Annotated in this window: 27 protein-coding genes; 10 read left to right on the top strand and 17 right to left on the bottom strand. The window is 69.2% G+C overall.

Annotation, left to right across the window (positions count from 1 at the left end; all coding sequences use genetic code 11):
* Positions 1-17: 17 nt before the first annotated feature.
* Entirely contained in the window at positions 18-1,625 is a 1,608-nt protein-coding gene (locus DMC64_RS36470) for a TROVE domain-containing protein (protein ID WP_125737222.1), read from the bottom strand.
* 317 nt (positions 1,626-1,942) lie between these two features.
* Positions 1,943-2,221 carry a DUF3892 domain-containing protein gene (locus DMC64_RS36465; protein ID WP_125737221.1) on the bottom strand — a complete coding sequence of 93 codons (279 nt, stop codon included), beginning with the start codon at positions 2,219-2,221 and terminating at the stop codon, positions 1,943-1,945.
* A gap of 220 nt (positions 2,222-2,441) precedes the next feature.
* On the opposite strand from DMC64_RS36465, the gene DMC64_RS36460 reads away from it, so the two are divergent.
* A complete protein-coding gene (locus DMC64_RS36460) occupies positions 2,442-3,011 on the top strand; it encodes a hypothetical protein (protein ID WP_125737220.1) in 570 nt (189 codons plus the stop codon).
* A 65-nt stretch (positions 3,012-3,076) separates the two neighbouring features.
* Here DMC64_RS36460 and shbA read toward each other — a convergent pair whose 3' ends face one another.
* Positions 3,077-4,252: an RNA polymerase sigma factor ShbA gene (gene shbA / locus DMC64_RS43640; protein ID WP_125737329.1), complete on the bottom strand. Its 1,176-nt coding sequence runs from the start codon at positions 4,250-4,252 to the stop codon at positions 3,077-3,079.
* A gap of 178 nt (positions 4,253-4,430) precedes the next feature.
* On the opposite strand from shbA, the gene DMC64_RS36450 reads away from it, so the two are divergent.
* Entirely contained in the window at positions 4,431-4,682 is a 252-nt protein-coding gene (locus DMC64_RS36450; RefSeq protein ID WP_125737219.1) for a WhiB family transcriptional regulator, read from the top strand.
* A gap of 98 nt (positions 4,683-4,780) precedes the next feature.
* On the opposite strand, the gene DMC64_RS36445 is transcribed toward DMC64_RS36450, so the two are convergent.
* Positions 4,781-6,346: an MDR family MFS transporter gene (locus tag DMC64_RS36445; RefSeq protein WP_199755209.1), complete on the bottom strand. Its 1,566-nt coding sequence runs from the start codon at positions 6,344-6,346 to the stop codon at positions 4,781-4,783.
* A 37-nt stretch (positions 6,347-6,383) separates the two neighbouring features.
* The gene (locus DMC64_RS36440; RefSeq protein ID WP_038516823.1) at positions 6,384-7,010 is read right to left on the bottom strand and encodes a TetR/AcrR family transcriptional regulator; all 627 of its coding nucleotides are present in this window, start codon (positions 7,008-7,010) and stop codon (positions 6,384-6,386) included.
* Between the two features lie 100 nt (positions 7,011-7,110).
* Between DMC64_RS36440 and DMC64_RS36435 the strand changes: the two genes are divergently transcribed.
* From DMC64_RS36435 to DMC64_RS36420, 4 genes are all read left to right on the top strand, one after another.
* A complete protein-coding gene (locus DMC64_RS36435) occupies positions 7,111-7,854 on the top strand; it encodes an SDR family NAD(P)-dependent oxidoreductase (protein ID WP_125737218.1) in 744 nt (247 codons plus the stop codon).
* Between the two features lie 176 nt (positions 7,855-8,030).
* Positions 8,031-9,230, top strand: coding sequence for an LCP family protein (locus DMC64_RS36430; RefSeq protein ID WP_073847157.1), 1,200 nt, complete (start codon positions 8,031-8,033; stop codon positions 9,228-9,230).
* 138 nt (positions 9,231-9,368) lie between these two features.
* Positions 9,369-10,253, top strand: a complete 885-nt coding sequence (locus DMC64_RS36425; protein ID WP_125737217.1) for a hypothetical protein — start codon at positions 9,369-9,371, stop codon at positions 10,251-10,253.
* A gap of 26 nt (positions 10,254-10,279) precedes the next feature.
* Positions 10,280-11,665, top strand: a complete 1,386-nt coding sequence (locus DMC64_RS36420; RefSeq protein WP_199755208.1) for a neutral zinc metallopeptidase — start codon at positions 10,280-10,282, stop codon at positions 11,663-11,665.
* 74 nt (positions 11,666-11,739) lie between these two features.
* On the opposite strand, the gene DMC64_RS36415 is transcribed toward DMC64_RS36420, so the two are convergent.
* The 10 genes from DMC64_RS36415 to DMC64_RS36375 form a co-directional block, all read right to left on the bottom strand.
* Positions 11,740-12,909 (bottom strand): acyl-CoA dehydrogenase family protein, encoded by a 1,170-nt coding sequence (locus DMC64_RS36415; RefSeq protein WP_125737216.1) that lies wholly within the window; start codon positions 12,907-12,909, stop codon positions 11,740-11,742.
* 1 nt (position 12,910) lies between these two features.
* On the bottom strand, positions 12,911-13,840 hold the full coding sequence (locus DMC64_RS36410; RefSeq protein WP_125737215.1) for a 3-hydroxyacyl-CoA dehydrogenase NAD-binding domain-containing protein: 930 nt from the start codon (positions 13,838-13,840) through the stop codon (positions 12,911-12,913).
* Complete coding sequence (locus DMC64_RS36405) at positions 13,837-14,583, bottom strand: acetoacetate decarboxylase (protein ID WP_125737214.1); 747 nt, start codon at positions 14,581-14,583, stop codon at positions 13,837-13,839. Before DMC64_RS36405 ends, DMC64_RS36410 begins: the two co-directional genes overlap by 4 nt.
* Before the next feature lies 1 nt (position 14,584).
* Complete coding sequence (locus DMC64_RS36400) at positions 14,585-15,349, bottom strand: crotonase/enoyl-CoA hydratase family protein (RefSeq protein ID WP_125737213.1); 765 nt, start codon at positions 15,347-15,349, stop codon at positions 14,585-14,587.
* Between the two features lie 9 nt (positions 15,350-15,358).
* On the bottom strand, positions 15,359-16,516 hold the full coding sequence (locus tag DMC64_RS36395; RefSeq protein ID WP_125737212.1) for a CaiB/BaiF CoA-transferase family protein: 1,158 nt from the start codon (positions 16,514-16,516) through the stop codon (positions 15,359-15,361).
* Positions 16,517-16,627: 111 nt separating this feature from the next.
* The gene (locus tag DMC64_RS36390) at positions 16,628-17,536 is read right to left on the bottom strand and encodes a LysR family transcriptional regulator (RefSeq protein ID WP_125737211.1); all 909 of its coding nucleotides are present in this window, start codon (positions 17,534-17,536) and stop codon (positions 16,628-16,630) included.
* Between the two features lie 4 nt (positions 17,537-17,540).
* Positions 17,541-18,890, bottom strand: coding sequence for a HAMP domain-containing sensor histidine kinase (locus DMC64_RS36385; RefSeq protein WP_125737210.1), 1,350 nt, complete (start codon positions 18,888-18,890; stop codon positions 17,541-17,543).
* Complete coding sequence (locus tag DMC64_RS36380) at positions 18,887-19,576, bottom strand: response regulator transcription factor (RefSeq protein WP_125737209.1); 690 nt, start codon at positions 19,574-19,576, stop codon at positions 18,887-18,889. Before DMC64_RS36380 ends, DMC64_RS36385 begins: the two co-directional genes overlap by 4 nt.
* A gap of 12 nt (positions 19,577-19,588) precedes the next feature.
* The gene (locus DMC64_RS43045) at positions 19,589-19,753 is read right to left on the bottom strand and encodes a hypothetical protein (RefSeq protein ID WP_167337766.1); all 165 of its coding nucleotides are present in this window, start codon (positions 19,751-19,753) and stop codon (positions 19,589-19,591) included.
* The gene (locus DMC64_RS36375; protein ID WP_125737208.1) at positions 19,750-20,118 is read right to left on the bottom strand and encodes a hypothetical protein; all 369 of its coding nucleotides are present in this window, start codon (positions 20,116-20,118) and stop codon (positions 19,750-19,752) included. The genes DMC64_RS43045 and DMC64_RS36375 overlap by 4 nt, the downstream gene beginning before the upstream one ends.
* A gap of 73 nt (positions 20,119-20,191) precedes the next feature.
* On the opposite strand from DMC64_RS36375, the gene DMC64_RS36370 reads away from it, so the two are divergent.
* From DMC64_RS36370 to DMC64_RS36355, 4 genes are read left to right on the top strand one after another with little or no spacing between them, the layout of a single operon-like run.
* Complete coding sequence (locus DMC64_RS36370; protein WP_125737207.1) at positions 20,192-21,982, top strand: CocE/NonD family hydrolase; 1,791 nt, start codon at positions 20,192-20,194, stop codon at positions 21,980-21,982.
* Positions 21,983-22,012: 30 nt separating this feature from the next.
* Positions 22,013-22,450 carry an SRPBCC family protein gene (locus tag DMC64_RS36365; protein ID WP_125737206.1) on the top strand — a complete coding sequence of 146 codons (438 nt, stop codon included), beginning with the start codon at positions 22,013-22,015 and terminating at the stop codon, positions 22,448-22,450.
* A 51-nt stretch (positions 22,451-22,501) separates the two neighbouring features.
* Positions 22,502-23,083, top strand: coding sequence for a TetR/AcrR family transcriptional regulator (locus tag DMC64_RS36360; protein ID WP_016332589.1), 582 nt, complete (start codon positions 22,502-22,504; stop codon positions 23,081-23,083).
* Positions 23,084-23,118: 35 nt separating this feature from the next.
* Positions 23,119-23,481, top strand: coding sequence for a helix-turn-helix domain-containing protein (locus tag DMC64_RS36355; protein ID WP_125737205.1), 363 nt, complete (start codon positions 23,119-23,121; stop codon positions 23,479-23,481).
* Here the strand turns inward: DMC64_RS36355 and DMC64_RS36350 are convergent.
* Positions 23,471-24,121, bottom strand: a complete 651-nt coding sequence (locus DMC64_RS36350) for a response regulator transcription factor (RefSeq protein ID WP_125737204.1) — start codon at positions 24,119-24,121, stop codon at positions 23,471-23,473. The genes DMC64_RS36355 and DMC64_RS36350 overlap by 11 nt on opposite strands.
* Complete coding sequence (locus tag DMC64_RS36345) at positions 24,118-25,326, bottom strand: sensor histidine kinase (RefSeq protein ID WP_125737203.1); 1,209 nt, start codon at positions 25,324-25,326, stop codon at positions 24,118-24,120. Before DMC64_RS36345 ends, DMC64_RS36350 begins: the two co-directional genes overlap by 4 nt.
* Positions 25,327-25,340: the final 14 nt, after the last annotated feature.

Genomic DNA, 25,340 nt, shown 5'->3' with positions numbered 1-25,340 from the left:
CGCGCGCCCCGACCTCGTCAGAACGGCCAGTCGGCGTTCCGTCCCGCTTCGAGGAGCGGGATCATCGTGAAAGCGGCGTCTGTGAGGCCGCCGAAGGTGTGCCGGTTACCCCGTCCGGACGTCGAGTGGCCGCGCTCGTAGCCCGCGAGGTTCCACGTGTACAACGCGGTGTCCTTCGGCACGGCCTGGCCGACGTTGCCGGACGAGTGCTGCTCGTCGGTCAGGATCACCACCCGGTCGTGGTGACCGGGACGCAGGTGACGCTGGATCGCGCCGACGGTGTCGGTGCCCGCGCCGATGAAGTAGCCGTCGTTCTTCCACCGGTCGAGCCCGCGCAGCAGTGACTCGCCTCGGGGCACGTCGAAGGCCTTGGAACCGGTGCCGCCGTAGTAGGAGTTCGAGAACGACACGACGTCCGCCGTCTCACAGCGGGCGCCGAGTGCGATCCCGAAGATCGCGGCCGCGTCCCACCGCATCAGCGTGCCGTCCTTGCTGAAGCCCGCGTTCATCGAGCCCGAGGTGTCGACGAGGATCAGGGTCCTCCCGGCGAGCCGCGGCACGTTCGCCAGCGACTGGGCGATCGCCTTTTCCAGCGGGTACGACCAGCGAAGCGACGGCGCCGCCCGATACGCGGAGAGGAACCTCATCGGGAACTGCCGCGACTTCGCGACCTGCTCCGGATCGGCCAGCCGTGCCGCGACGCTCTCGGCCACCTCGTCGGACACGCCTGCTTCGTCGAAGTTCCGGAGGTTCCGCAGCAGCGCCATGTAGCCCATGGAAGGGATCATGGCTTCCCAAGCGCGCGCGTCCATCGGGCCCTGGAGCCAGCCCGCCAGGGACTCCCACGTCATGCCCGCCCGCCGGAGGGCGGACCGTGCGGTGTCGGGCCGGCTGAAGAGCTCGCGCCGCTTCTCCTTGTCCCACGCCATGAGTTCCGCCCGGGCGCCCAGGACTTCCAGTTCGGCGGGGATCTCGCGACCGGGGTTGAACCGGACGTCGACGATGTGCTTGAACAGGGCGTCCTGCGCCGGGTCCTTCGGGTCCGGGTGGGCCAGGCCGAGGACGTCCGCGAACCGGAAAGCCCGCGCGGCGGAGTCCCACTTGAGGAACGACTTCTCGTCGAAGAGCCGGACGGCCGCGTCGGCGACGCCACGCTTGAGCGGCTTCGGAATCCTCTTGCCGTACAGGGAGGCCCAGTACGCGAGTAGTTCGCCGGGCTCGTCGGCGCGCTGGAGCACCGAGCCGACGACGGCACGGTTCGCGATGGGGGCGTCAGACGACGGGTCACCGCCGAGCCGGGCGCGGACGTATTCGGCGGCGCCGACGATCGCGGCGGTCCGCATATTCGCCTCCGTGCGGAGCCAGCGCAGGAACCGCGCGGTCCACTCCGGGTCGGCGAGCGCCGTCTCCCGGACGAGGTCGGCGAATCGCGTGTCGCGCTTGTCGCCGGTCTCGTAGAAGGTGTTCTCGCCGACCATGTTGGTGACGGCGAGCAGGAACAGTTCGGACTTGGTGTCCCGCGCGTAGCCGTCGCCACCTTCGTGGGTGACGCCGCCGGGGCTCCGCTCGCCGGCGATCGGTGAGCTCGTCGCCGGCCGTGTACCGGTGGTGTTGAACTTCGACACCCTCGACCCTCGTTTCGTTCGAGGGGAGCTGCGATTCCGGATGAGGCCCGAGAAAAAGTCGGTGACGGTGGCTGTCCAATGCTCTACCGATTGAGCTACCGGCAGGATGGCTGCCGGGCGGGGCTCGAACCCGCAACCCTTGGGTAATCGAAGTAACCGTCGCCTGCGCACCGGGCACATCCGAAATCATGGCTCCCGAGAAATTATCGGTGACGGTGACGTTCGGATGAGGAAGTAACCGTTACCTGCGCACCGGGAGTGCTCGCTCAAGCTAACAGAGTGCTCGTGCCCGCGTCTCCGGAATTAACCGGCCCGCCTCAGAAGCGGGGAAGCTCCAGCAGGTTGTCCTTCCAGATCCCGTCCGCGCGCGTGCGGAGGAATTTCGCGCCGAAGGTCGGCTTGATGATCTCCACTGCCACCCGGTGGATCCCCTCGTCCACGTAGGCCTTGCCGTCGTCGTCCTCGAGCCACGCCACGATCGCCGAAACGAAACTCTCGCCGGTCTCGCCGCTGCCGGGGTTGATCCAGCGCAGTTTGGTGATGCTTTCGTGGAACTTCCCACCTTCGAGCCGCGCTGCGATGATCTTGATGGCCATGGTGCTACCTCTTCGGCTGGATGCCCTCGAGCGAACAGGGGTAAAGCGGTACTCGCCACCTGTCCTCACCCCGTTACGCCGTCCGGTCGCCGTGCTTCGAACGTTACGAGTTCGAGCGCGGGGCGTCGTTCTGAGTCAGATGACGCAGACCGCGCGCGTTTCGCCATGTCACCGTCCTCACGCCGGCGGGAACACCGGACGGCGGAGAGGGGAAACGAACATGTGCGCTGCCCACAGGAAATCGGCACTGGCGGGAATCGCCCTGGCCGTCGCGGTCTTGGCCGGCTGCGCGCCGGACCCGGCACCGGCGGCCCCGCAGGCGGCGCCCTCGCCGTCCGCGGCGGATCCGGCCGCGGCGGTGGCCTGGATGAACGGCTTCTGCGGCGTGGTCAAGGACTTCGTCGAAGGCAACAACAAGATGCCGTCGGCGAGTGGTGAGACCTTGGAGGCCATCAAGAAGAGCACGAGCGACCAGCTCGGGCACTACGCGGCGATTCTGACCAAGACGGTCGACGGCCTCGGCGCGCTGCCCGCCGCTCCGGCTCCGGCCGGAGACGCGGCGAAACGGGAGTTCCTCGCGAAGTACACCGCGGCGCGCGACAAGACCGTGAAAGCGAAGGCGGGTCTGGACGCGGCGGGGAAGAACGACACCGCCGCGCAGGGCCGCGCGGTCGACGGGCTCATCGCCGCCCAGAAGGACACACACGGCGCGCTCGACCCGGTCGCGGCCGTCTTGGGCGCTCCGGAGCTGAAGACGGCCGCCGCGACCGCGGAACGCTGCCGCCCCTGACTCGTGAGTGGCGAGGACGGTTCTAACGTCCCCGCCACTCACGAGCCCGGCACCCGCTGGCACGCTCATTCCTCGGCGAGGATCTTCCGCAAACGCGTCAAAGCGCGGTGCTGCGCCACTCGCACGGCACCGGCCGTCGAACCGACGACACCGGCGGTCTCCTCCGCCGACAGGCCCACGACGATCCGCAGCACGACGATCTCCCGCTGCTTGTCCGGCAGGATCCGCAGCAGTTCGCCCATCCGGTCGCTCAATTCGTTGTGCAGCGCCCGTTGTTCCGGGCCCACGGATTCCGAGATCCCGTCGGGGACTTCGGCGACGGGCTCGGTGCGGTTGCGGGCGGCGGCCCGGCGGGCGTCGGCGACCTTGTGCTGAGCGATGCCGTAGACGAAGGCGAGGAACGGCCGTCCCCGTTCCCGATAGGTCGGCAGCGCGCGGAGGATCGCCACACAGACCTCCTGCGCGACGTCGTCCGCCGAAGCGTACGTCCGTTCCTGTCTGCCGATCCGCGACCGGCAGTACCGGATCACGAGCGGGCGCACGGTGGTCAGCAGCTGGTCCAGCGCACGCTGATCACCTTTCCCGGCGGCCGCGACGGGTTCGTCGAGGGTGTACCACTGCGACGGCGTCACCTGCTCGGGTTCCGACTCCGCCGGGGTTCCGGGCGCCACCAGGGCGAGTTCCCTGACCATCGCGCGGTTTTTGATCCGGGCGAGGGTGTCTTCGGCGTCGAGCCCCATCCGCAAGGCGTCGAGGAAGGCGCTGTTGGCGCTGTCCAGCCGGTCGGCGAAGCCGGGATCGTGCTCCGCCAGCCGGCCACGCGCGTGGCGCAGTGTCGCGCCGACCGCCTCGTCCGCGATCCCCAGCACCCCGGCGATCTCCCGCTCCGAGTAGCCGTCCAACGTCCAGGCCATGGCGAGTTGCTGGCGTTTCGGCAGGTTCCCCAGCATCGTCAGGACGGCCGACGCCTCTTCGGCGAGCGCGGTGAGCTTGTCCTCCCGGTCGGCGTCGGCGGAGGCCCAATCGGCCCGGACCGCGGTCTGCTCCTTGGCCCGCCGATGCCCGACGCGGCGGACCCACGCCTTCGGCTGCGTGATGCCCGGCCAGTCTTCGTAGGCGTTTAGCAGCGCCTCCGCGGCCGCGTCGCGGGCTGGGTCCAGCGCGAAGCCCGCCTTGCACAGAAAGCCGGTGAGCAGCGGAAATTCGGCGTGGAAGAACTCGTCGAACCCGTCGTGGCCCATCACCCGCACTCACCGCTCTCAGCCGCCTGACGCGAATGCCCTCACAGGACAGGTGCAGTGAGCGGGCCGCTGAGTGTAACGATTCGGTCAAGGTGATGTTTACGGTGCGTACCCGGCCGGATACCCGGAAGTCGTTTGACGGGGAAGGGAAAATCGGAAAAAAGGAGGTGATAGGAAAATGGAAACGAGGATGGCGGGAGACCTGAGTGAGGCCGCTTGCCGCGGTGAGGATCCCGAACTGTTCTTCCCGGTCACCGAAACCGGCCCCGGCGCACGTCAGGCGGCCAGGGCGAAGGCCGTCTGCGCGCGGTGCCCGGTCGTATCGGCCTGTCTGGCCTACGCCGTGGACAACGGATTGGCCCACGGCGTTTTCGGCGGGCTGACCGGCGGCGAACGACGCCAGCTGATTCGCGTCGGCAACGCCGCCTGAAATCACTCGACATCGCGTTCCTCGAATTTCCACCGTGTTCTTCGTGCGCGCGAAAAGAGGGGCCCGGTTCCGCGAACCGGGCCCCTCGGTCGTGGCGGTCAGGCGGCGGCGGTCTCCTCGGCCAGCCGCTCGTTGCCCGACTGGGTCTTGAGCGGCTTGTGCTTGAGGAACGCGACGGCGACGATCACCAGCAGCGCGATCGGCGCGCTGATCAGGAACAACTCGCTGGTCGCCTCCCCGTAGGCTTCGCGGACGACGTTCGCGACCGGTTCGGGCAGGGTGGCGACGTTCGGCACCGCGCCGCCCTCGCCACCGCCGGGCAGCGGCCCGAGCTTTTCGCTCATCAGCGCGACGACCCGGTTCGCGAGCACCGCGCCCAGCGCGCTCACGCCGATCGAGCCGCCGAGGCTGCGGAAGAACGACAGCGTCGAGGTCGCCGTGCCGAGGTCGTGCGCATCGACGTCGTTCTGCGACACCAGGACCAGGTTCTGCATCAGCATGCCGACGCCGACGCCCAGCAGCACCATGTACGCGCCCAGGATGCCCAGGTTCGTCTTCGCGTCGATGGTGCCCAGCAGCGCCAGGCCCGCGGTCATCAGCGCCGCGCCGAGCAGCAGGTGGCTCTTCCACCGGCCGGTCCGGCTGATCAGCTGCCCCGAAACCGTGGACGACACGAGGATGCCGAAGATCATCGGCAGGCTCAGCAATCCGGCGACCGTCGGCGATTTGCCGAGCGACAGCTGGAAGTACTGCGACAGGAACACCGTCCCGCCGAACATCGCGACACCGACGAGGAAACTCGCGAGCGTGGTCAGGGTGACCGTGTGGTTGCGGAACAGGGTCAGCGGCAGGATCGGCTCGGCCACCTTCGACTCGACGTAGACGGCGAGCGCGAGGATGACGACGCCCGCGGTCACCAGGCCGACCGTCCACCACGAGCCCCACGCGAACTGGTGCCCGGCCAGCGAGGACCAGACCAGCAGCGTCGAGACACCGGCCATGATCAGGAACGCGCCGAGGTAGTCGACCTTCACGTCACGCCGGATCGTCGGCAGGTTCAGGGTGCGCTGCAGCAGCAGGATCGCCGCGATCGCGAACGGAACGCCCAGGAAGAAGCACCAGCGCCAGCCGAGCCACGACGTGTCCACCATGACCCCGCCGATCAGCGGGCCCGCGATGGTTCCGACGGCGAACACGGCGCCGAAGATCCCCGAGTACTTCCCGAGTTCACGCGGCGAGACGATGGCCGCCATGATCACCTGCGCGAGCGCGGTGAGCCCGCCCGCGCCGATGCCCTGCGCGACCCGGCTGCCGATCAGGAGCTCGATGTTGCCGGCGAACCCGGCGACCAGCGAACCGACCACGAACAACCCGAGCGAGAGCTGGATCAGCAGCTTTTTGTTGTACAGATCGGAAAGCTTGCCCCAGAGCGGCACCGTCGCGGTCATCGCGAGCAATTCGGTGGTGACCACCCAGGTGTAGGACGCCTGCGAGCCGCCGAGTTCGGAGACGATCCGCGGCAACGCGTTCGCCACCACCGTCGAGGCGAGGATGGCGACGAACATGCCCATCATCAGCCCCGACATCGCTTCGAGGACCTGTTTGCGGCCCATCGAGCCCGCCGGGGCCTCCGGTTCTCGTGGTTCGGTCGTGGATACGGACATGGTGGTCCCCCTTCGTGTTCCTGTGGTGCCGGGCGCGTCAGCGCGCGCGGCCGCCGGGCTCCGGGAGCCCGGCGAGAAGCAGTTCGACGGCGTCGTCGAGCAGGTCGAGCGCGGACATCCGGCCGTCGTGCTGATACCAGAGCATCAGCACGGCGTTGACCGCGCCGCCGAGCGTGGACAGCACCAGCGCCGGATACAGATCGGCCTTCGGATCCACGCCCGTGCGGCGGGCGATCGCCTCGATCATCGGCGCGATGGTGTCGTGGTTCATGGCCACCGCGCGCGAATGCAGGGTGGCGTTCTCCTGAATGGCCTTCATGCGGCCGAGCCACTCTTCGCGGTTCTCGTCGACTTGGGCGAAGTCCTCCTTCAGCGCGTCGACGAAAGCGCGCGGAGTGCTGACTTCCTTCGGCGTGGCAAGGAACTTCTCGATGGTGCGCTGGGTCCGCTCCGCGGTGTCGGCGTGTGCGATGACGACAGCGTCCTCTTTGGACGCGAAGTAGTTGAAGAACGTGCGCGGTGAAACCCCCGCGGCCGCGCTGATGTCCTCGACCGTCACCTGGTCCAGGCCGCGTTCGGCGACGAGCCGGACGGCGGTGGTCGCCAGCGCGCGGTGGGTTTCCAGCCGCTTGCGCTCGCGGAGACCTTTGACGGGTTCGGGCATGGGCGCCACGATACGCGCAAAGATGCAGATACTGCAAAATTGCAGTTTGTGAACCGTGCCACTGCCGGCCGGCGCCGGGCCGCCTGGCAGACTGCGGCGGGTGAGCGGAACGGTGCTGGTACTGGGCGGACGCAGCGAGATCGGCCTCGCGGTCGCGGAACGGCTCGCCAAGGGCGGGGCGCGCCGCATCGTGCTGGCCGCGCGACGGAGCGCGGACCTCGGAGCGGAGTCCGAGCGGCTGCTGGCCGCGGGCGCGGGGACCGTCGACGCCGTCGAGTTCGACGCCGACGACCTCGCCGCGCACGGGCCGTTCCTGGAGAAGGTCGTCGCGGAACACGGGCCGCTCGACGTCGTCGTCACCGCCTTCGGGATCCTCGGCGACCAGGCTCGTGCCGAAGCGGACGCCGGACACGCCGTCGCGATCGTGCACACCGACTATGTGGCTCATGTGAGTGTGCTGACGCATGTGGCCAATGTGCTTCGTGAGCAAGGAAACGGCAGCCTCGTGGTCTTCTCTTCGGTCGCTGGGGTGCGAGTCCGGCGGGCGAACTACGTCTACGGATCGGCGAAGGCGGGCCTCGACGGTTTCGCGAGCGGGCTGGCCGACGCCCTGCACGGCACCGGTGTGCGGCTGCTGCTCGTCCGGCCCGGCTTCGTGATCGGCCGGATGACCGAGGGCATGTCGCCGGCGCCGTTCTCCAGCACCCCCGATCAGGTCGCCGACGCGACGGTCGCCGCGCTCCGGAAGCGCCGGGGAACGGTGTGGGTGCCGGGACTCCTGAGGCCCATGTTCGCGGTGATGCGCGTGGTGCCACGGGCGATCTGGCGGCGCATGCCCCGCTAGGGAAGCGCTACGCGGTCGGTCCGGCACTCGGTGTCGCGATCGGCTGTCTGCTTGATCACTTCGAATGGTCCGAACGGGCTTTAAGACCCGCTTATGACACGTTTCTCAGGTAATTCCCAGCTAACACGGTGATCCTCGAATGCGGGGGGATCATTCACGGAAGCGGGGAGAAGGTCGTGCTGCTCACGTCGCGAGGACGGCGGATCGGCGGCCGTGTCGCACTGGGCCTGGTGTCGACGGCGGTCTTGGGGGTCACGGGTTTCGCGTGGACCCAGCTGAGCCGTTTGGACGAAGCGATCGTCACGGCCGACGTGATCGCCCCCTCCGCGCAGGTACCCGACGGCCCGGCGGGCGAACCGCTGAAGGTGGCGCAGAACATCCTGCTCGTCGGGATCGACTCCCGGACCGACACCAACGGGAACCCGTTGCCGCAGAACGTCCTCGACGCGTTGCACGCCGGGAGCGGCGACGACGGCGGCGACACCACCGACACCATGATCGTGGTCCACATCCCGGCGGGCGGGGCGGGCGCCACGGCCATCTCCATCCCGCGTGATTCCTATGTGGACATCGCGGGCGGATTCGGCAAGCACAAGATCAATTCGGCGTACAGCCGCGGCAAGAACGCCGCGATGAACACGCTGCGCGCGCAGGGCCTGTCCGGTCCGCAGCTCGAGGTCAAGGCCAACGAGGCGGGCGCCAAGCTCACGATCCAGACGATCGAGCAGTTCACCGGCCTGTCCATCAACCACTACGCCGCCGTCAACCTCGCCGGGTTCTCCGCGCTGAGCGAAGCCGTCGGCGGTGTCGAGGTCTGCCTCAACAACCCCGTGCAGGACAAGTTCTCCGGTGCGTCGTTCCCGGCGGGCAAGCAGTTGCTTTCGGGCCCGCAGGCGCTGGCCTTCGTGCGGCAGCGGCACGGCCTGCCCAGCGACCTGGACCGCATCGCGCGGCAGCAGGCGTTCCTGTCGAGCATGGCCAAGACCGTCCTCGACGCCGGGACCTTCACCGATCCCACCAGGCTGAGCTCCCTGATCGGCGCGATCCAGGGTTCGGTCGTGCTCGACCGCGGCTGGGACGTGCTCGGCTTCGCGCAGCAGCTGCGGGGGATGAGCTCGGGGGCGCTGAAGTTCCAGACGATCCCGGTGCAGAGCCTTTCGCTGCCGACGCCGTCCGATGGTGACGCGGTGAAGGTCGATCCGGCCGAGGTGAAGGCGTTCGTGAAGTCCGCGCTGAACGCGACGAGCGTCGCCGCGGTGGGGGATTCGACCGGCGGGATCGGGATCAAGCCGGTGGCGGCCACTTCTTCGATCGCGGCTCCGCCTTCGTCGTCCGGTGCTTCCACGCCGCCCGCGATGGCCGGCTGCGTGAACTGAGCCTTCCCGGCCGCCTCGAGGAGGTGCCCGGAAAACTCTTCCAAGATTCTTTTGAACCGCATCGAGCCGTCGTCCGTGTCGATGGCGTAGGGGAGTTCCAGAGAGCCTGGAACCCAAGGGTGCAGGGGAGAAAGAAGCATGCTTCGCAATCGAGTTCTGCCGATCGCCGTGCTCGTCACCGCCGGGGCGTTGTCACTCGCCGCCTGTGGTTCGCAGAACACCGCGCTGCCGACGGGACCGGCGCCGGCCGAGCAGGTCTCCGAGGGGTTGTCCTTCCTCGCCGGGACCGCGAAGGCCAACAACGCGCAGCCCAAGACCGGTGACTGGGCAACGGGTTCCGACGGCACGGCCGGCACCGCGGACCAGAACGTCGCGCGCAAATGGGTGCAGCTCAAGGCTTCCAAGGCGGGGAACCTCGATCCGGTGGTCGTCAACGGCGCCGGCTTGACGTTGTACCGCTTCGACAAGGACACCGCCAAGCCGTCGAAGTCGACCTGCAACGGTGAATGCGCCAAGACCTGGCCGCCGGTGCTCGTCACTCCCGGAAGCAAGGTTTTCCTCGCCGGGATCAGGAAATCCGCCGTCGGCACGGTCAAGCGCGACGACGGGACCCTTCAGCTGACCCTCGGCGGCTGGCCCGCCTACCGGTTCGCGAAGGACACCAAACCCGGTGACACGCTCGGGCAGGGTGTCGGCGGAACGTGGTTCGGGCTCGCGCCGAACGGCCAGAAGGCGCAGAACGGGCAGCCGGAGGAGACGGCGCCGCCGCAGAAGCCCGCGTCCAGCGCGATTCTCTTCGACGGCAAGAACTTCAGCGACGACGAGCCGTCGCAGGGACTCGCGGGCAAGGGCTGCCAGAACGTCGCCCGCCCGGACGTGACGTCGTCGGTCTCCGCCTCCGGTTCGCTCAAACTCTGGTCCGAAAAGGACTGCAAGGGCAAGTCTCTCGTCATCGACGGTGACGTCAAGGATCTCGCCAAGCTCAAGTTCGACGACACGATCAGCTCGGTCTTCTTCGGTTGACGGACAGCAGAGACGGGAATGGTGTGATGAAACGTCGGTCCGGCTGGGCGATCATGGCGAGCCTGTCTCTGTTCCTCACCGGTTGTGCCGCGACGGTAGGGGGAGCGGCACAACCGGTGGACCCCACCCGCGTCGCGGGGCTCGAGATCACCGACGGCCCCAGCGGGTTCAAACCCGGCGTGCTCGACGCCGGTCTCCCGGTCGTCGGGGGTGACGGCGGCGAGATCGACCGGCTCGCGGCCAACGCCGTCGCCGACGTCCAGCGGTATTGGCGCGAGCATCTGCCCGCGACCTTCGACCGCGAGTTCCGGCCGCTGACCACGCTCGTCTCCTACGACTCGGGCGGCCGCGGCCGCGAGATCTGCGGGGCCTCGACCGCCGGGCTCGTGAACGCCTTCTATTGCTCGGGGGAAGACGTCGTCGCGTGGGATCGCGGGGAGTTGTTGCCGATGCTCAACGATTCCCTCGGACCGGCGGCGGTGATGACCGTGCTCGCCCACGAAATCGGCCACGCCGTCCAGTTCCGGCTCGGTCTGCCGGGCGCGGCACCGTCGATCGTCAAGGAACAGCAGGCCGATTGCTACACCGGGGCGTACCTCCGCTGGGTCGCCGAAGACAAGTCGCCCATGTTCCAGGTCTCCACCGGCCGCGGGCTCAACGAAGTGCTCACCGCCCTGTTCCAGATCCGGGACTCCGCAGGGGTCGCCTTCGACGACGACGGCGCGCACGGCAACGCGTTCGACCGGGTTTCCGCGTTCCAGTTCGGGTTCACCGACGGACCCGCACGGTGCGCGAAGATCGACGTGCGCGAAATCGAAGGCCGGAGCACACAGGGCGGATTCGGTTCGGCCGCGGCGAACGTCCGCCTCGACGACCGGCAGGCCCTGGCCGACCTCACCACCAGCCTGCGGCAGGCCTTCCGGCTCGCGGCCACCCCGCCGGCGCTCACCACCGGAGCGGCCTGCGGTGTGACGGCGGAGGACGCGCTCGCGTCGTACTGCTCGGAGTCCAACCAGATCAACCTCGACCTCGACGGTCTCGTCCGCATCGGGACCCCGCCGCGCAGGGGGCGGCAGGGCGGCATCGGTGACTTCGCCGCGTTCGCCGAGGTCGCGTCGCGCTACACGCTCGCGGTCCAGCAGGAAGGCGGGTTCCGGCTCGACGGCCCGGTGGCCGCGCAGCGCACCGCGTGCCTCACCGGCTTCTGGGCGTCGACCCTCACGGAAGGCGGCGCGCTCACGTTGTCGCCGGGCGACCTCGACGAGGCCATCGCCGAGATGCTGACGCGGAACAGCCTGATCGCGGCGGACGTCCGGGGCCGGACGCTCCCGGCGGGTTTCGCGAGGGTCGCCGCCTTCCGCGACGGTTTCTCGTCCGGCACCCAGGACACCTGCGGCACGAAGTACCGTTAGCCGCCAAGTCCGTGAAGGCCTCCTTCCCTACCCTCAAGGTAGGGAAGGAGGCCTTCACGGACTTGGCCTTCAGATCACACGAAGGCGCTCTGGCCGGTGATCGCCTTCCCGACGATCAGCGTGTTCATCTCCCGCGTGCCTTCGAACGAATAGATCGCCTCGGCGTCGGTGAAGAACCGCATGATGTCGTTGTCCAGCACGATCCCGTTGCCGCCGAAGATCTCACGGCCCCAGGCGACGACCTCCCGCATCCGCGAGGTCACGAACGCCTTCGCCAGCGACGAGTGCTCGTCCTTGAAGATCCCGGCGTCCTGCAGCCGCGCGAGCTGCACCAGCATGCCCCACGACGCGGTGATGTTGCCGAGACTCTTCACCAGCAGGTCCTGCACCAGCTGGAACCGCGCGATCGGACGGCCGAACTGCTTGCGCTCCTTGGCGTAGTCCAGCGCGAGCTCGTACGCGCCGATCATCACGCCCAGCGCCTGCCAGGCCACGCCGCCGCGGGTCGCGCGCAGGATCTCAGCGACGTCGCGGAACGAGTCGATGCCCTGCAGCCGGTTGGCCTCCGGCACCCGGACGTCGGTCAGCGTGATCTCGGCGTTCTCCACGATCCGGAACGCGAATTTGTTCTCGATCTTGACCGGCACGAAGCCGGGCGAGTCCTTCTCGACCACGAAACCCTTGACGTTGTTGTCTTCCTCGTCGCGAGCCCACACGATGACCAGGTCGGCGAAGGTCGCGTTGCCGATCCACTTCTTGGCGCCGTTGAGGACCCAGGTGTCGCCCTCGCGCCTTGCCGTGGTGCGCATACCGCCCGCGACGTCGGAACCGCCGAGCGGTTCGGTCATCGCGAAGGCGCCGATCTTGTCCATCGCCGCCATCGACGGGAGCCAGCGATCACGCTGTTCCTGGTCGCCGCCCGAGTAGATGCTGTACATCGCGAGTCCGTTGTGGACACCGAAGAACGTGGCCACGGACGGGTCGGTGCGGGTCATCTCCATCGCCATCATGCCGCTGAGCAGGTGACTGGTGGCCGGAAGGTGTTCGCCGTAGCCCTCGTAGGGCAGCCCGGCGAGGCCGAGTTCACGGAACTTGCCGACGAGTTCGTGCGGGAACTCGCCCTTGGCCCAGTACTCGTTCACCAGCGGCTTGACCTCGGTGCGCATGAAGTCGCGCGTCTTGAGCAGCAGCTTGCGCTCCTCCTCGGGCAGCAGGTCCTCGTAGGCGTAGAAGTCGGCGGTCATGTCAGTTCTCCTCCCTGGCGGCACTGTCCAAAGCGGACAGAACGGCGAGCTGCTTGCGGTCGCGCGTCTCGGCGAGTTCCGAGTACGTGGAGGAGCCGTAAGCGGATTCCACGGCTTCGATGAGCCGTTCCTGTTGTTCGGGGTCTTGCGAGGGCTGCCCGAGGCCCGCCCACATCTTCTTCATCGACTTGCCGATGTGCTCGGCCATGTGCCGGTAGCCGCCGGGGCCGCCGCCCAGATGCGAGCCGAGGAACGGCCCGACCGTCGACCAGCGGATGCCGAGCGAGTTCGTCATCACCGTGTCCAGTTCGGACGGTGACACGACACCCTGTTCCACCAAGTAGATCGCCTCGCGGCTCAGCGCGTTCTGCAGCCGGTTGCCGACGAAGCCGGGGATCTCCTTGCGTTCCACCACCGGGGTGCGGCCGACGAACCGGTAGAACTCCACGGCCCGCTCGACCGACTCGGCACTCGTGCGCTCACCGGGTACGACCTCGACCAGCGGGATCAGATGCGGCGGGTTGAACGGGTGTCCGATGAGGACTCGCGACGCGTCGTCCAGCTCCGCCGCGAACGCCGTCGAGGGGATCGCGGAAGACGAGCTGAGCAACAGCGCATGAGACGGTGCTTCACGGACCAGGGTCGTGAACAGGTCCTTTTTGAACTCGACGTCCTCAGGCCCGTTCTCCTGTACGACATCCGCGGTCCGGACGGCCTCCGCGACGTCGGTGGCGAGGTGGACGCGAGGGGTGAGTTCCGCGGCGGTCCGGCCGAGATGCGGGGCGAACGCCTCCAGTGCGTCCGCGACGGCGTCGGCGAGGTCGGGCCGCGGATCCGAGACCTGGACCTCCATGCCGTGCGCGGCGAACAAGGCCGTCCACGACAGGCCGATGGTGCCCGCGCCGATCACCGCGGCGGTGCGAAAAGTCATGACCGTGCTCCCTTCAAGTAGTCGAAGACCGGCTTGACCGGGGCGAGCGTCAGGTCGGTGAGGATGTGGCTCGCGGAGACGACCTCCAGCACCGGGAGATCGGCGAGCGGGGCCAGCACGTGCTGGAACAGTTGCAGCCGCGCCGGCCCGGTCCAGGCATCCTTGACCACCACGTCGGTGATCTCGGTGCGGACCAGCTCGAACACGCGGGGCGAACCGTCGTAGTCCGGGATGGTCTTGAGCATGAACGTCGGCACGGTGATCTGCGCTTCGGCCTCGGCCACGTCCAGCCGGTGGTGCTTGTAACCCATGGTCGCGGTCGCGACGCGCTGGCTGCCGTAATCCAGCGTGCCGACGAGCGCGCCGTTCTCGGCGAACAGCTTCGGCGAGCCGATGGTCTTCGGGTAGGCGCTGATCTCGCGGCCGGACGCGGTGGCCGGGAAGTTGTCGAGGTACATCGCGTGCAGGTACTCGCCGCGTTCGCCCTCGAAGCTCACCGGGATCGCTTGCCCGGACTCGGTGTAGGGCCCGTAACCGCTGACGTCGCCCATCTTCATCACCTCGAACCGCACCAGCGGCTCGTCGATCCGCAGCGGTTCCGGCACGACGGCGCGCAGGGCGTCGGCGTCGGTGCGGTAGACGATGTTCAGGTACTCGCGGTTCGTGAACCGGGGCACCACCGGTGCGTACGCGGGGTTCGTGAGCGGCGTGGTCACATGCCGGAGAACGTCTTGCTGTTTCATCTCACTCTCCAGTCCACTGTGGAGCGCGGCGCTCGGCGAAGGCCTGCATGCCTTCGCGGACGTCGGCCGACTTCATCAGCGCCGGAAGCTCCGAACGCTGGGAGGCAAACGCTTGCGCGTCGGGGACGCCGTCCGCCGCGCGGACGATCTTCTTGACCAGTGCCAGCGCCAGGGGAGCGTTGGCGGCGATCCGTTCAGCCAGTTGCAGGGCGACCGCGGCGGCCTCGCCGCTCGGGACGACCCGGTTCACCAGCCCCAGGCTTCCGGCGCGTGCCGCGTCGATCGGCTCTCCGGTGAGCAGGAACTCCATCGCCAGGTGATGCGGGATCCGCTTCGGCAGCCGGATCACCCCGCCCCCGGCGGCGATCAACCCGCGTTTCACTTCGGGGAGCCCGAACTTCGCGTCCTCGGCGGCGACGATGAGGTCGCAGCCCAGCGCCAGTTCGAACCCGCCACCCATCGCCCAGCCCTCGACGGCGGCGATGAGGGGCTTCGACAGTTCGGCCTCGGTCAGCCCGCCGAACCCGCGGCCGGGGATCTCGGGCGATTCGCCCTTCAGCGCCGCCTTGAGGTCCATGCCGGCGCTGAACGAGCCGTCCGCGCCGGTCAGGACCCCGGCCCGCAACGTGGGATCGGATTCCAGCAGGTCCAGTGCTTCGGCCAGACCTGCCGCGACGGCGGCGTTCACCGCGTTGCGAGCCTGCGGCCGGTCGATCGTGATCAGCAGCGTGCCGCCGACCCGTTCCGTGCGTACTTCGTTGCTCATGGTTCTTCCTCAGCGAGTGGTGGCGAGTTCGCGCAGGACGTCTTCGGTGTCCTGACCCGGCAGGGGAGCCAGGCGCCGGACGGAACCGGGGGTCGCGGAGAACTTCACCGGGATGCCGATGGTGCGGATCGAGCCCTCGCTCGGGTGCTCGACGACGTCGAGCAGGTGGCCGTCGCGGACGTATTCGTCGTCGTGCGCGTGATCGAGTTCGAGGACCGGGGCCATCGGGATGCTGTGCTTCGCGCAGACCTCGGTCCATTCCGCGGTGGTCAGCGCCGGGGCGCATTCGGCGATCATCGCGGCCAGTGCCTCGTGGTCGGCGCCGTCGATCGCGTCACCGTTGACCCGCGGGTCCTCGGCCAGTTCGGGCCGCCCGGCGGCGTGGAAGAAGTCGCGGAAGTTCTGCGGGTTGTACGGGATCACGCAGGCCATGCCGTCCTTGGTGTGCACCGCCTGGTGGCCGGGGTTCATCGACGGGCCGAAGCCGGTCGGTCCCTCGGCGGGCTCGAAGACGTGCCCGGCGAGATGCTCGACGAGGTTGAACGCGATCAGCGTGTCGGTCATCGGGATCTCGACCCGCTGGCCCTCGCCCGTCCGGTCGCGGTGCACCAGCGCGGCGAGCACGGTGTAGGCGATGGTCAGGGAGGAGACCTTGTCGCCGATGATCGTCGGCAGGTAGACCGGCTTGCCCAGCGCGCGGTTCGCGACGTCGACCAGCCCGGACGACGCCTGCACCGTCTCGTCGTAGGCCGCGTGACCGGCGCGGTCGGAGTCGCCGCGGAAACCTTGCGCGTGGGCGTAGACCAGGCCGGGGTTGCGCGCGGCGAGGTCGGCGTAGTTCATACCGAGCCTGCCCAGCGCACCGGGGCGCATGTTGGTGATCAGCACGTCGGCGGTGTCGATCAGCTTGAGCGCCTGCTCGCGTTCCTCTTCGTCCTTGAGGTTGAGGGCGACGCTGCGCTTGTTGCGGTTCACGTTCAGGTTGAGCGCCGTCATGCCCGGCGTCGTCCGGAACCTGCCCACTCGCACGGTGTCGGCGGGGGACTCGATCTTGATCACGTCGGCGCCCAGGTCGCCGAGGATCTGCGCGGCGTACGGGCCCATGACGACCGTCGAGAGGTCGATCACGCGAACGCCGTCCAGTGGTCCGGTGGCGGTGTGAGTCATTGTGCTTCCCTTCGCCGTTGTTCGCTCTACAACCGAAGTTAGGCGCGAATTGCGGGAAAGGGAATGATCAAGAAAAGCAGAATGGTATGACCACGGTGGTCATACCATTCTTCAGGTCGAAAGCGGTTCGGCGAAGATCTCGCGCACGCCGGCCACGAGTTCGGCGAGGTCGCCCTCCTCGCCGCGGTCGCGCCGCCAGACCAGGGCGGTCTCCAGCTGGGGGCGGAAATCGGCGAACGGCAGGATGGTCGCGCCGTCGACCAGGAACAGATGCATCGGGCTGGCCGGATCGAGCATCGTGATCGAGAACGAAGAACCGTTCGCCACCAATTCGGAAATGCCCGAATATTCGGTTCCGCCGACCTTGAGCCTTTTCTTTATGCCCGCTTTCGACAGGGTGTGGTCCATATCGTCCGAATAGGCCGGAATGCTCTCCGACGCCGACGGGATGTAGGACAGATCACGCAATTCGGCGAGGTCCACCGTGTCCCGTCCGGCGAACCGGGCGGCCGGGACGACGGCGCCGAGCCGCTCCACCTGCACCGGGATGATCTCCAGCGCGGGATCGGTCACCGGCATCCGGACCAGCGACAACGCCAGCTTGCCCTCGTGCACCGCGGCGACCAGATCGGGGGTCGTGCCCGGCCAGCGCTTGAGCTCGAAGCGGTCGTGACAGCGTTCTTCGAGCCGTTTGACCCGCTCGCGCAGCGCCGGGTGCACACCGGCGGGGATGCCGACGAACACCGTGCTCCGCCGGGGTTTCACCGCTTCCTGCAGCCGCCAGGGGATCGCGTTGACCTGTTCGAGGACGTCCCGCGCGATGGGCAGCAGCGCGGAACCCGCCGCGGTGAGCGTGACGTGGTGCGTGCTGCGGTCGAACAGCCGGTGGCCCAGTTCGTGTTCGAGATCCTTGATGCGCTGGCTCAGCGGGGAGGCGGCCATATGCAGTTTGCGGGCCGCCTGGGAGAAGTTCAGTTCCTCGGCGACGGCCACGAAATACCGCAGGTGCAACATCTCCACCCGGTCACCCTAACCGCAGAGCCACCGTGAACGCGGCTCCGCCTTCCGGCGCCGGGCCCGCCGTCAGCGTGCCGCCCATCCGGGTGACCAGGCCGTGCGCCAGCGCGAGCCCGATACCCGAACCGACCGGACGGCTGTCGCGGTAGCGCCGGTTCAGCACCCCGCGCTCGAACGCGACCGGATAGTCCTCCGGCGCCAGGCCGGGACCGCCGTCGCGCACCGCCAGCCGGGCTTGACCGTCCGTCGCGACCAGCGAGAACACGATCGGCGCGCCCGCCGGGGTCACGCGCAGGGCGTTCTCGGCCAGTCCGTCGACGACCTGGCGGAGCCGCCGCGGATCGGCGATCACCGGCACCTCGCCGGGCGGCCGCTCGACCACCAGCGTGACGTCCTGCCGCGCGCACCGCAGCCGCCAGACGTCCGCGCATTCGTCCACCAGCGCCGCGAGATCGAGCCGCGCCGGGTCGAGGCGGAACTCGTCCGCGCCCAGCCGTGCCAGCTCCAGCAGATCGCTGACCAGGCGTTCCAGTCGTTCCGCCTCGCGATGGATGGTCTGCCCGGCGCGGCGCGCGTCCTCGCCTTCGGCCACGCCGTCCCCGATCGCCTCGGCGAATCCGGTGACGGCGGTCAGCGGCGTCCGCAGTTCGTGCGACACCGAAAGCAGGAATTCGCGCTGCCGCGCCTCGCTGTACTGCAGCGCGTCGGCCAGCTCGTTGACCGCTTTCGCCACGTCCGCGACCTCGGACGGGCCTTCCACCGGAACGCGCAGGTCACGCCGCCCGGCGCGCATCCCGCTCGCCACCGACGCGACCCGGCGCAGCGGCCGCGACAGCATCCGGCTCAGCACCAGCCCGGCGATCGCGGCGACCGCCAGCCCGGCGCCGAGCGCGAGCACGGTGTTGCGCACCAGTGTCCGGCCACGCGCCTCGCCGATCTCCGTCGCCTGGACGAGCGCGAACGCGGCGCCCCTGACGCCCACGGTGCGGGCTTCGACCAGGTACTGCTTGCCCTCCACCGACACCGTGCCCGAGCGCGTGAATCCCGTTCGGGCCGCGGCGATCGCCGCTTCCGTCCCGGCGCCGCCGAGTGTCCCGTTCGGACGGCGGACGACGACGTCGATCCCTTGCCCGCGCACGACTTCGGCGACCTTGCCGACGCTGAGCCGGTTTCCGATCCCGGTCTCGTCCAGCTGGCTCGCGACCACGTCGGCCTGTGCCGAGAGCGACTGCCGGAGCACGTCGGTGCCGGTGGTGCGGATGAGCCGGGCCGCGACCAGCCCGGCGACCACCACCGCGACCGCGGCGATCGCGAGGCAGACCACGGTGATCCGCAGCGCGAGCGACGTCCGGTTCATCCGGCGTCCGCCGCGTAGCCGATCCCGCGGACCGTCCTGATCGGACTGTGCTCGCCCAGTTTCCCGCGCAGCTGGGCGATGTGGACGTCGACGGTCCGCGTGCCCGCCGACGCCGCGTAGCCCCAGACGGAACTGAGCAGCTGCTCGCGGCTGAACACCTGGCCCGGCCGTCGCGCCAGATGGGTCAGCAGATCGAACTCGGTCGACGTCAGCGCGATCTCGGCACCGCCGGCCCAGACACGACGCTGGGTGACGTCGACCCGGACGCCGCCCGCGGTGTAGGTCTCGGCGGGCGACGGCGCCCCGGCGGCCCGGCGCAGCACGGTCCGGACCCGCGCCGAGAGTTCACGCGGGCTGAACGGTTTCGTCAGGTAGTCGTCCGCGCCGATCTCCAAGCCCAGCAGGCGGTCCAGCTCGTCGTCGCGTGCGGTCACGAACAGCACGGGCGTCCAGTCGCCGTCCGCGCGCAGCGTCCGGCAGATCTCGATACCGTCCATTCCGGACAGTCCGATGTCGAGCACGATCGCGACCGGGCGCGTCCGCCGGATCGTGGCCAGTGCCGCGCCGCCGTCCGCCTCCACGTGCACGCCGAACCCGTCCCGCCGCAGGTACAGCGAGGCGAGTTCGGCGATCGCGGGGTCGTCCTCGACGACCAGCACCAGCCCGCGTCCCGGTTGTGTCGTCACCGGCCGATCCTGTCACGGGGCCGGGTCGCCGGCCATGTCCTGCTCGATCGAGTCGAGGGTGTGCTGGACGTCGCTCAGTTCACCCGGCGCCGGGCTCGACGCGGGCTCGTCGTCGCCGCACGCGGCCGTGCCGAACAACGCGAGCGCGGTCAAGCCCGCGGCCAGGAGGCGTTTCACTTGCCCGCCTTACAGTGCGCCCCGGCGAACGCGTCGAGTTTCTGCTTGGCGGCGGTGAGTTCGGGAAGCCGTCCGCTGCGCTTGTCGGCGCGCTTCTGGAGCCTGTCGGCGGTGTCGTTGTGGCCCTTCTTGCGCTGGCCCTCGGCCCTGGCCTTGAGGTTCGCGACCGAACCGCGGACCTCGGGGCCGCCGTTGATGCGTTCGGTGAGCTTCGTGGTGCGCTGGGTGAGCTTGGGCAGCCATTCGGCGCACAGCGTCTGGGACTCTTCGGGGCTCAGGGTGATCGGCGTTTGGGCCGAGGCGGCGGGGGCGAGCGCGACGAGGCCGGCGGCGGTGAGGCAGACGGCGATGGTGTGTTTCAGCATGCGAAGAGCGTGGCGCGGCCGGATACGAGGAATGTGGGGGAAATGTTCGGGTTTTGTAAGCGATACTCGGACGATGGGGCTCGAGACCTTGACCGCCACCGTCGTGGCGACACTGCTGTTCACCGCCGCACCCGCCGTCGCGTCACCCGCGTTCGTCCTGCGTGACGGTGTCAGCGCGCCGGTGTTCTCCTACGAGAAGGCCATCCGGGAGACCGCCTGGGTGGAGACCGGCCAGGACCTCGACCGCGACGGGCAGGCCGACCGCGTCGCCGCGGACATCATCCGCCCGGCGGAACAGGCCGCGCGAGGGCAGCGCGTCCCGGTGATCATGGACGTCAGCCCGTACTTCGAAAAGGTCGGGCGCGGCAACGAGCGGCAGCCGAAGACGTACCTTCCCGACGGCACGCCGTCGCAGTTCCCGCTCTTCTACGACAACTACTTCGTCCCGCGCGGATACGCGGTCGTGCTGGTCGACGTCGGCGGCACCAATCGCTCGTCCGGGTGCTTCGACGACGTCGCGTCCGGCAACGGCGTCGTGAACTGGCTCAACGGGCGCGCCCAGGCCTTCCGCACGCCGTTCGGACCCGAGCGGGTCCGCGCGGACTGGGCGAACGGGTCGGTCGGCGCGATCGGGAAATCGCAGGACGGCGCGACGGCGATCGGCATGGCCGCGTCCGGGATCGAGGGTTTGAAGACGATCGTGCCGATCGCGGGGGTCAGTTCGTACTACGAGGTGCACAACTCGCACGGCGCTTACTTCGGCTGGGCGGGCGGCGCCGGGTTCTACAACGAGCGTGCCGAGAAGCTGTGCCGTCCGTTCGAAGAGGACAACGCGCGGCGCGCGGGGACGGACGGGAACTTCAACGAGTACTGGCGCGGGCTCGACTACGTCGCGAAGACCGGCAAGGTGCGCGCGAGCGTTTTCGCGTCCATGGGCTTCCACGATCTCAACGTCAACCCGATCCAGTTCGGACCCTGGTGGGAGGCGCTGAACGCCCACGATGTGCCGCGCAAGGCGTGGCTGCACCAGGCGGCGCACGTCGATCCGTTCGATCTCGACCGGTCGCTGTTCGTGCGGACGCTGCACCGCTGGTTCGACCGCTGGCTGCTCGGCGTCCGCAACGGCGTCGAGACCGAACCCGCGATCCGCGTCGAGCACACGCCGGACCGCTGGACCGACGAACGCCGCTGGCCGCCGGTCACGGGGACGCGCGTGGTGTGGCCATCGGTGTCGGGCGGGCTGGGGAATCGGCCGTCGCCGGGCACGGCTTCGGTGATCGACGATCCGGCGCGCGGAGCGTCGCAGTGGGTGGAGAACCCGTCGCAGCCCAGCCCGGATCGGGTCGTCTTCGCCGGTGAGCCCGTGCGGGTGGATACGCGCGTGGCCGGAACCGCCACCGTGACGGTGACCGCCCGTTCGGACAAGCCGAGCGCGCGGCTCGGCGCGGTGCTGGTGGATTACGGGCCCGCGACGGTGCGGAACACGACGTGGCCGGCGCTCGGCACGAAGGACCTGGCGACCCGCTCCTGCTGGGGCGCGGGTACCGCCGCGGACACCGGCTGCTTCCTCGACACCGTCGCCGATCTGACCACTGTGGACAAACAGATCGTCGCGACCGGATGGGCGGACCTCGGCCATCACCGGTCGCTGTGGCGGGGTGAGCCGCTCGTGCCGGGTAAGGCGTACACGATGACGTTCCGGCTGAGCAGCCTCGACCACGTCGTCGCGGCGGGGCACCGGCTGGCGCTCGTGCTGGGCGGGACCGATGGGGACATGTTCGACCCGGCGCTGCCCGCGCTCGGCTCCCGGGTGACGTTCGAACTGGGCGGGACTTCGCTGTCGGTGCCCATCGCCCGCGTTTAGTCCTCTGAATGCGAGAGACAAGGAGAACGCATGGCGAAGATCCAGCGCATTTCCGTCCACGGCCACACGAGCGCGAGCCCCGATGCCGTCTACGCGCTCCTCGTGGACCGCGAGCATTGGCCCGACTGGTCGCCCATGGGCTCGTTCCGCCTGCTCGACAAGGGCGACGCCAACGGTCTCGGCGCCATCGGCGTCTTCAGCACCAACGGCGTCAACAGCTGCGAAGAGGTCATCGCGCTCGAACCCGGCAAACGCTTCGGCTACTCGCTGAAGAAGGGGCTCCCGGTGCGCGACTACCGCGCCTACGTCGACCTCACCCCCGAGCGGAACGGCACCGCGATCCACTGGCATTCCACGTTCACGGCCAAGATCCCGGGCACCGGCTGGTTGTATCGCCGCTTCCTCGGCCACTTCATCGGGCGCATGGTCGAGAGCCTCGTGGCGCGCGCCTCGCGCGGCGCACCATAAAGTAGGCGTATGGCAGCCCCACGACGCACGCAGGAGGAACGCAGCGCCGCGATGCGCGTCAGGCTGCTCGACGCCACGATCGACTGTCTCGTCGAGTACGGCTACGCGGGCACCACGACCACCCGCGTCGCGGACCGCGCCGGGGTGACCCGCGGCGCGCAGGTGCACCACTTCCCGACCAAGACCGACCTCGTCACCTCGGCGATCCGGCATCTCGCGGCCAAGCGCACCGAGGTCGCGATGGCGGAGATCGACCGGCTCAAGGCCTCGGCCGACCCGGTCGGGGACGCGTTGCAGCTGCTGTGGGAGATGCACCAGGGACCGGTCTTCTCGGCGACCGTCGAGCTGTGGGTGGCGTCGCGGACCGACGCGGAACTGCGCGCCCAGATGGCGGTGGTCGAGCCGATCGCGACGAGCAGCCTGGTCGAGTTCGGCAAGGCCCTGCTGCCGGACCATTCGGCGCATCCGGAGTTCCTGCACGCGGTGTACACGGCGATGGACGTCGTCCGCGGCATCCTCATCGCCAGCTGGGCGACCCGCGACCAGACCGAATTGGAGGCGCGCTGGGAGCGCGGCCGCCGCCATCTGATCCTGCTGTTCGAGGCGTTGATGCAGCCCGCTCCCTCTCGTTGAGCGTGTTACTCTCCCCGGGAGAGTGAGGAGGTCACGTGCTCGGAAACCCGTACGACCCCGACTGCCCGACCCGCGCGCTGCTCGACCGCATCGGCGACCAGTGGACCGTGCTGATCGTCGGCGTGCTCGGCGACGGCCCGCTCCGGTTCACCGAGATCGGCAAACGCGTGCGCGGCATTTCGCAGAAGGTCCTCACCCAGACCCTGCGCAGCCTTGTCCGTGACGGGATCCTGACGCGCACGGCGTATCCGGAGATACCTCCGCATGTGGAGTACGAGCTGACCGACCTCGGCCGCAACCTCGCCGAACCGCTCGAGATGCTCGACAAGTGGGCCCGTGTCCACATGGGCGAGGTGCTCGACGCCCGCAAGAGCTACGACGGTCAGCTCACCGCTTGACCAGACCGGCCTCGTGCGCGAGCAGTCCGGCCTGGGTCCGGTTCGCGCAGCCCAGCTTGACCAGCATCCGCGACACGTAGCTCTTCACCGTCGCCTCCGCCAGGTGCAGCCGCGCCGCGATGTCCGCATTGGACAGTCCTTCGCCGAGACAGGCGAGGACGTCTATTTCGCGTTCGGTGAGCCCTTCGGTCTTCCGGCGCGCGTCGTCCCCGCGGCGCCGCCCGTCGGCCGACATCGCCACCAGACGGCGCGCCGCTTCGGGGGAGAGCACCGTATGCCCGTCGGCCGCGACCCGGACCAGCCCGATCAGCTCCTCCGGCGGGGTGGATTTCACCAGGAACCCGGCCGCGCCGGCCCGCAGCGCGCGGATGACGTAGGTATCCGCGTCGAACGTCGTCAGCGCGACGACCGCGGGCGGCTCCGGGAGTTTCGCGATCCGTTCGATGGCGGTCAGCCCGTCGACCCCGGGCATCCGCAGATCCATCAGCACCACGCGCGGCTTGTGCCGGATCACGGCCTCCACCGCCTCGGCGCCGTCCTGCGCCTGCGCGACCACCTCGATGTCGGCCGCGGAGCCGAGGATCGTCCGCAGATGCGCGCAGACCATCGGCTCGTCGTCGACGACGACCACCCGGATCACCGATCCCCTTCCGCCGTCGGGACGTAGGCGGGCAGTATCGCATCGACGCGGAATCCGCCGCCCGGCCGAGGCCCCGCCGCGAACCGGCCGCCGATCAGCTCGACCCGTTGCCGCAAGCCGGCCAGCCCGGCGCCCGAACCGCTGCCCGCCAGCGCCGGATCCGGTGGGGCGCCCGCGCGCGTGTTCTCCACCGCGACGTCCACACCGTCCGCGTGGTGGCGGAGTTCGACGGTCGCGGACGAGCCCGGCGCGTGTTTGCGGACGTTCGTCAGCGCTTCCTGCACGACCCGGTACGCCGTCCGGGCGACGGTCGGGGAGATCCGGCCGGGGTCGCCACGCACGATCAGTTCGGTCGAGATGCCCACCGACGCCGATTCGGCGACCAGCGTCGCCGGATCGCCCGCCTGGCCCTCGGTCGGGGTGGGCGGCCCGGCGTTCGCGCCGTTGCGCAGCACCCCGACGAGATCACGCAGTTCGTCCAGCGCCAGCGCGCCTTCGCGACGGATGTCCTCGGCGGAGGTCCGCACCGCCTCGTCCGCCGAGACGACGCCGAGCGCGCCGGCGTGCAGCACCATCAGGCTCAACCGGTGCGTGACGACGTCGTGCATCTCCTCGGCCAGTTTCCGCCGCTCCTCGGCACGGGCGCGTTCGGCGAGCAGGTGCTGTTCGCGTTCGGCCCGTTCCGCGCGGTCCCGCAGCGAGCGCAGCAACTGGCGCCGGGCCTCGAAATACAGCGAAAGCGTCGTGGGCAGCGCCGTGCTCAGCAGCCCGAACGGGGTGGTGTTCCAGTGCGCGTCCCACGGCCGGGACGCGCAGACCGCCAGGATCGCGGTCAGCCACAGCAGGGTCCGCCGGTCGATCAGGCGGGCCAGCTGGCTGAGCACCACGGGGGTGATGGTCGGGACGGTCATCAGCGTCAGCTGCCGTTCCGGCACCAGCAGGCCGGGGGAGAGCAGATCCGAGGCGAGCATCAGCAGCCCGCCCGCCACGATCAGGCCCGCGACCAGCCGGGGGAACCGGAACAGCAGGATCAGCGAGAGATCGAGCAGTACCTGCAGGGTGACGCCCGCGGCGGGCCCCGCCCAGCCGGACGTCGGTTCGCCGAACACGTACAGCGTGACGTCCAGGCCTGCGAACGCGAGCGCCGCCAGCGTGAGCCACCCGGTGTCGACCGGGCCCGGCCGGAACGACCTGCTTCTCTCCACCGGATCACGGTAAC

It is taken from the genome of Amycolatopsis sp. WAC 04197, from assembly GCF_003947475.1.
In the GTDB taxonomy this organism is placed as follows: Bacteria; Actinomycetota; Actinomycetes; order Mycobacteriales; family Pseudonocardiaceae; genus Amycolatopsis; species Amycolatopsis japonica.
This window is presented reverse-complemented; position numbering and strand designations above follow the sequence as displayed.

Coding starts and splice junctions, on each gene's coding strand:
- DMC64_RS36465 (WP_125737221.1), bottom strand. CDS start 2,221: ATGGCCATCAAGATCATCGCAGCGCGGCTCGAAGGTGGGAAGTTCCAC.
- DMC64_RS36460 (WP_125737220.1), top strand. CDS start 2,442: ATGTGCGCTGCCCACAGGAAATCGGCACTGGCGGGAATCGCCCTGGCC.
- shbA (WP_125737329.1), bottom strand. CDS start 4,252: ATGGGCCACGACGGGTTCGACGAGTTCTTCCACGCCGAATTTCCGCTG.
- DMC64_RS36450 (WP_125737219.1), top strand. CDS start 4,431: ATGGAAACGAGGATGGCGGGAGACCTGAGTGAGGCCGCTTGCCGCGGT.
- DMC64_RS36445 (WP_199755209.1), bottom strand. CDS start 6,346: ATGTCCGTATCCACGACCGAACCACGAGAACCGGAGGCCCCGGCGGGC.
- DMC64_RS36440 (WP_038516823.1), bottom strand. CDS start 7,010: ATGCCCGAACCCGTCAAAGGTCTCCGCGAGCGCAAGCGGCTGGAAACC.
- DMC64_RS36425 (WP_125737217.1), top strand. CDS start 9,369: ATGCTTCGCAATCGAGTTCTGCCGATCGCCGTGCTCGTCACCGCCGGG.
- DMC64_RS36420 (WP_199755208.1), top strand. CDS start 10,280: ATGAAACGTCGGTCCGGCTGGGCGATCATGGCGAGCCTGTCTCTGTTC.
- DMC64_RS36415 (WP_125737216.1), bottom strand. CDS start 12,909: ATGACCGCCGACTTCTACGCCTACGAGGACCTGCTGCCCGAGGAGGAG.
- DMC64_RS36410 (WP_125737215.1), bottom strand. CDS start 13,840: ATGACTTTTCGCACCGCCGCGGTGATCGGCGCGGGCACCATCGGCCTG.
- DMC64_RS36405 (WP_125737214.1), bottom strand. CDS start 14,583: ATGAAACAGCAAGACGTTCTCCGGCATGTGACCACGCCGCTCACGAAC.
- DMC64_RS36400 (WP_125737213.1), bottom strand. CDS start 15,349: ATGAGCAACGAAGTACGCACGGAACGGGTCGGCGGCACGCTGCTGATC.
- DMC64_RS36395 (WP_125737212.1), bottom strand. CDS start 16,516: ATGACTCACACCGCCACCGGACCACTGGACGGCGTTCGCGTGATCGAC.
- DMC64_RS36385 (WP_125737210.1), bottom strand. CDS start 18,890: ATGAACCGGACGTCGCTCGCGCTGCGGATCACCGTGGTCTGCCTCGCG.
- DMC64_RS36375 (WP_125737208.1), bottom strand. CDS start 20,118: ATGCTGAAACACACCATCGCCGTCTGCCTCACCGCCGCCGGCCTCGTC.
- DMC64_RS36370 (WP_125737207.1), top strand. CDS start 20,192: ATGGGGCTCGAGACCTTGACCGCCACCGTCGTGGCGACACTGCTGTTC.
- DMC64_RS36365 (WP_125737206.1), top strand. CDS start 22,013: ATGGCGAAGATCCAGCGCATTTCCGTCCACGGCCACACGAGCGCGAGC.
- DMC64_RS36360 (WP_016332589.1), top strand. CDS start 22,502: ATGCGCGTCAGGCTGCTCGACGCCACGATCGACTGTCTCGTCGAGTAC.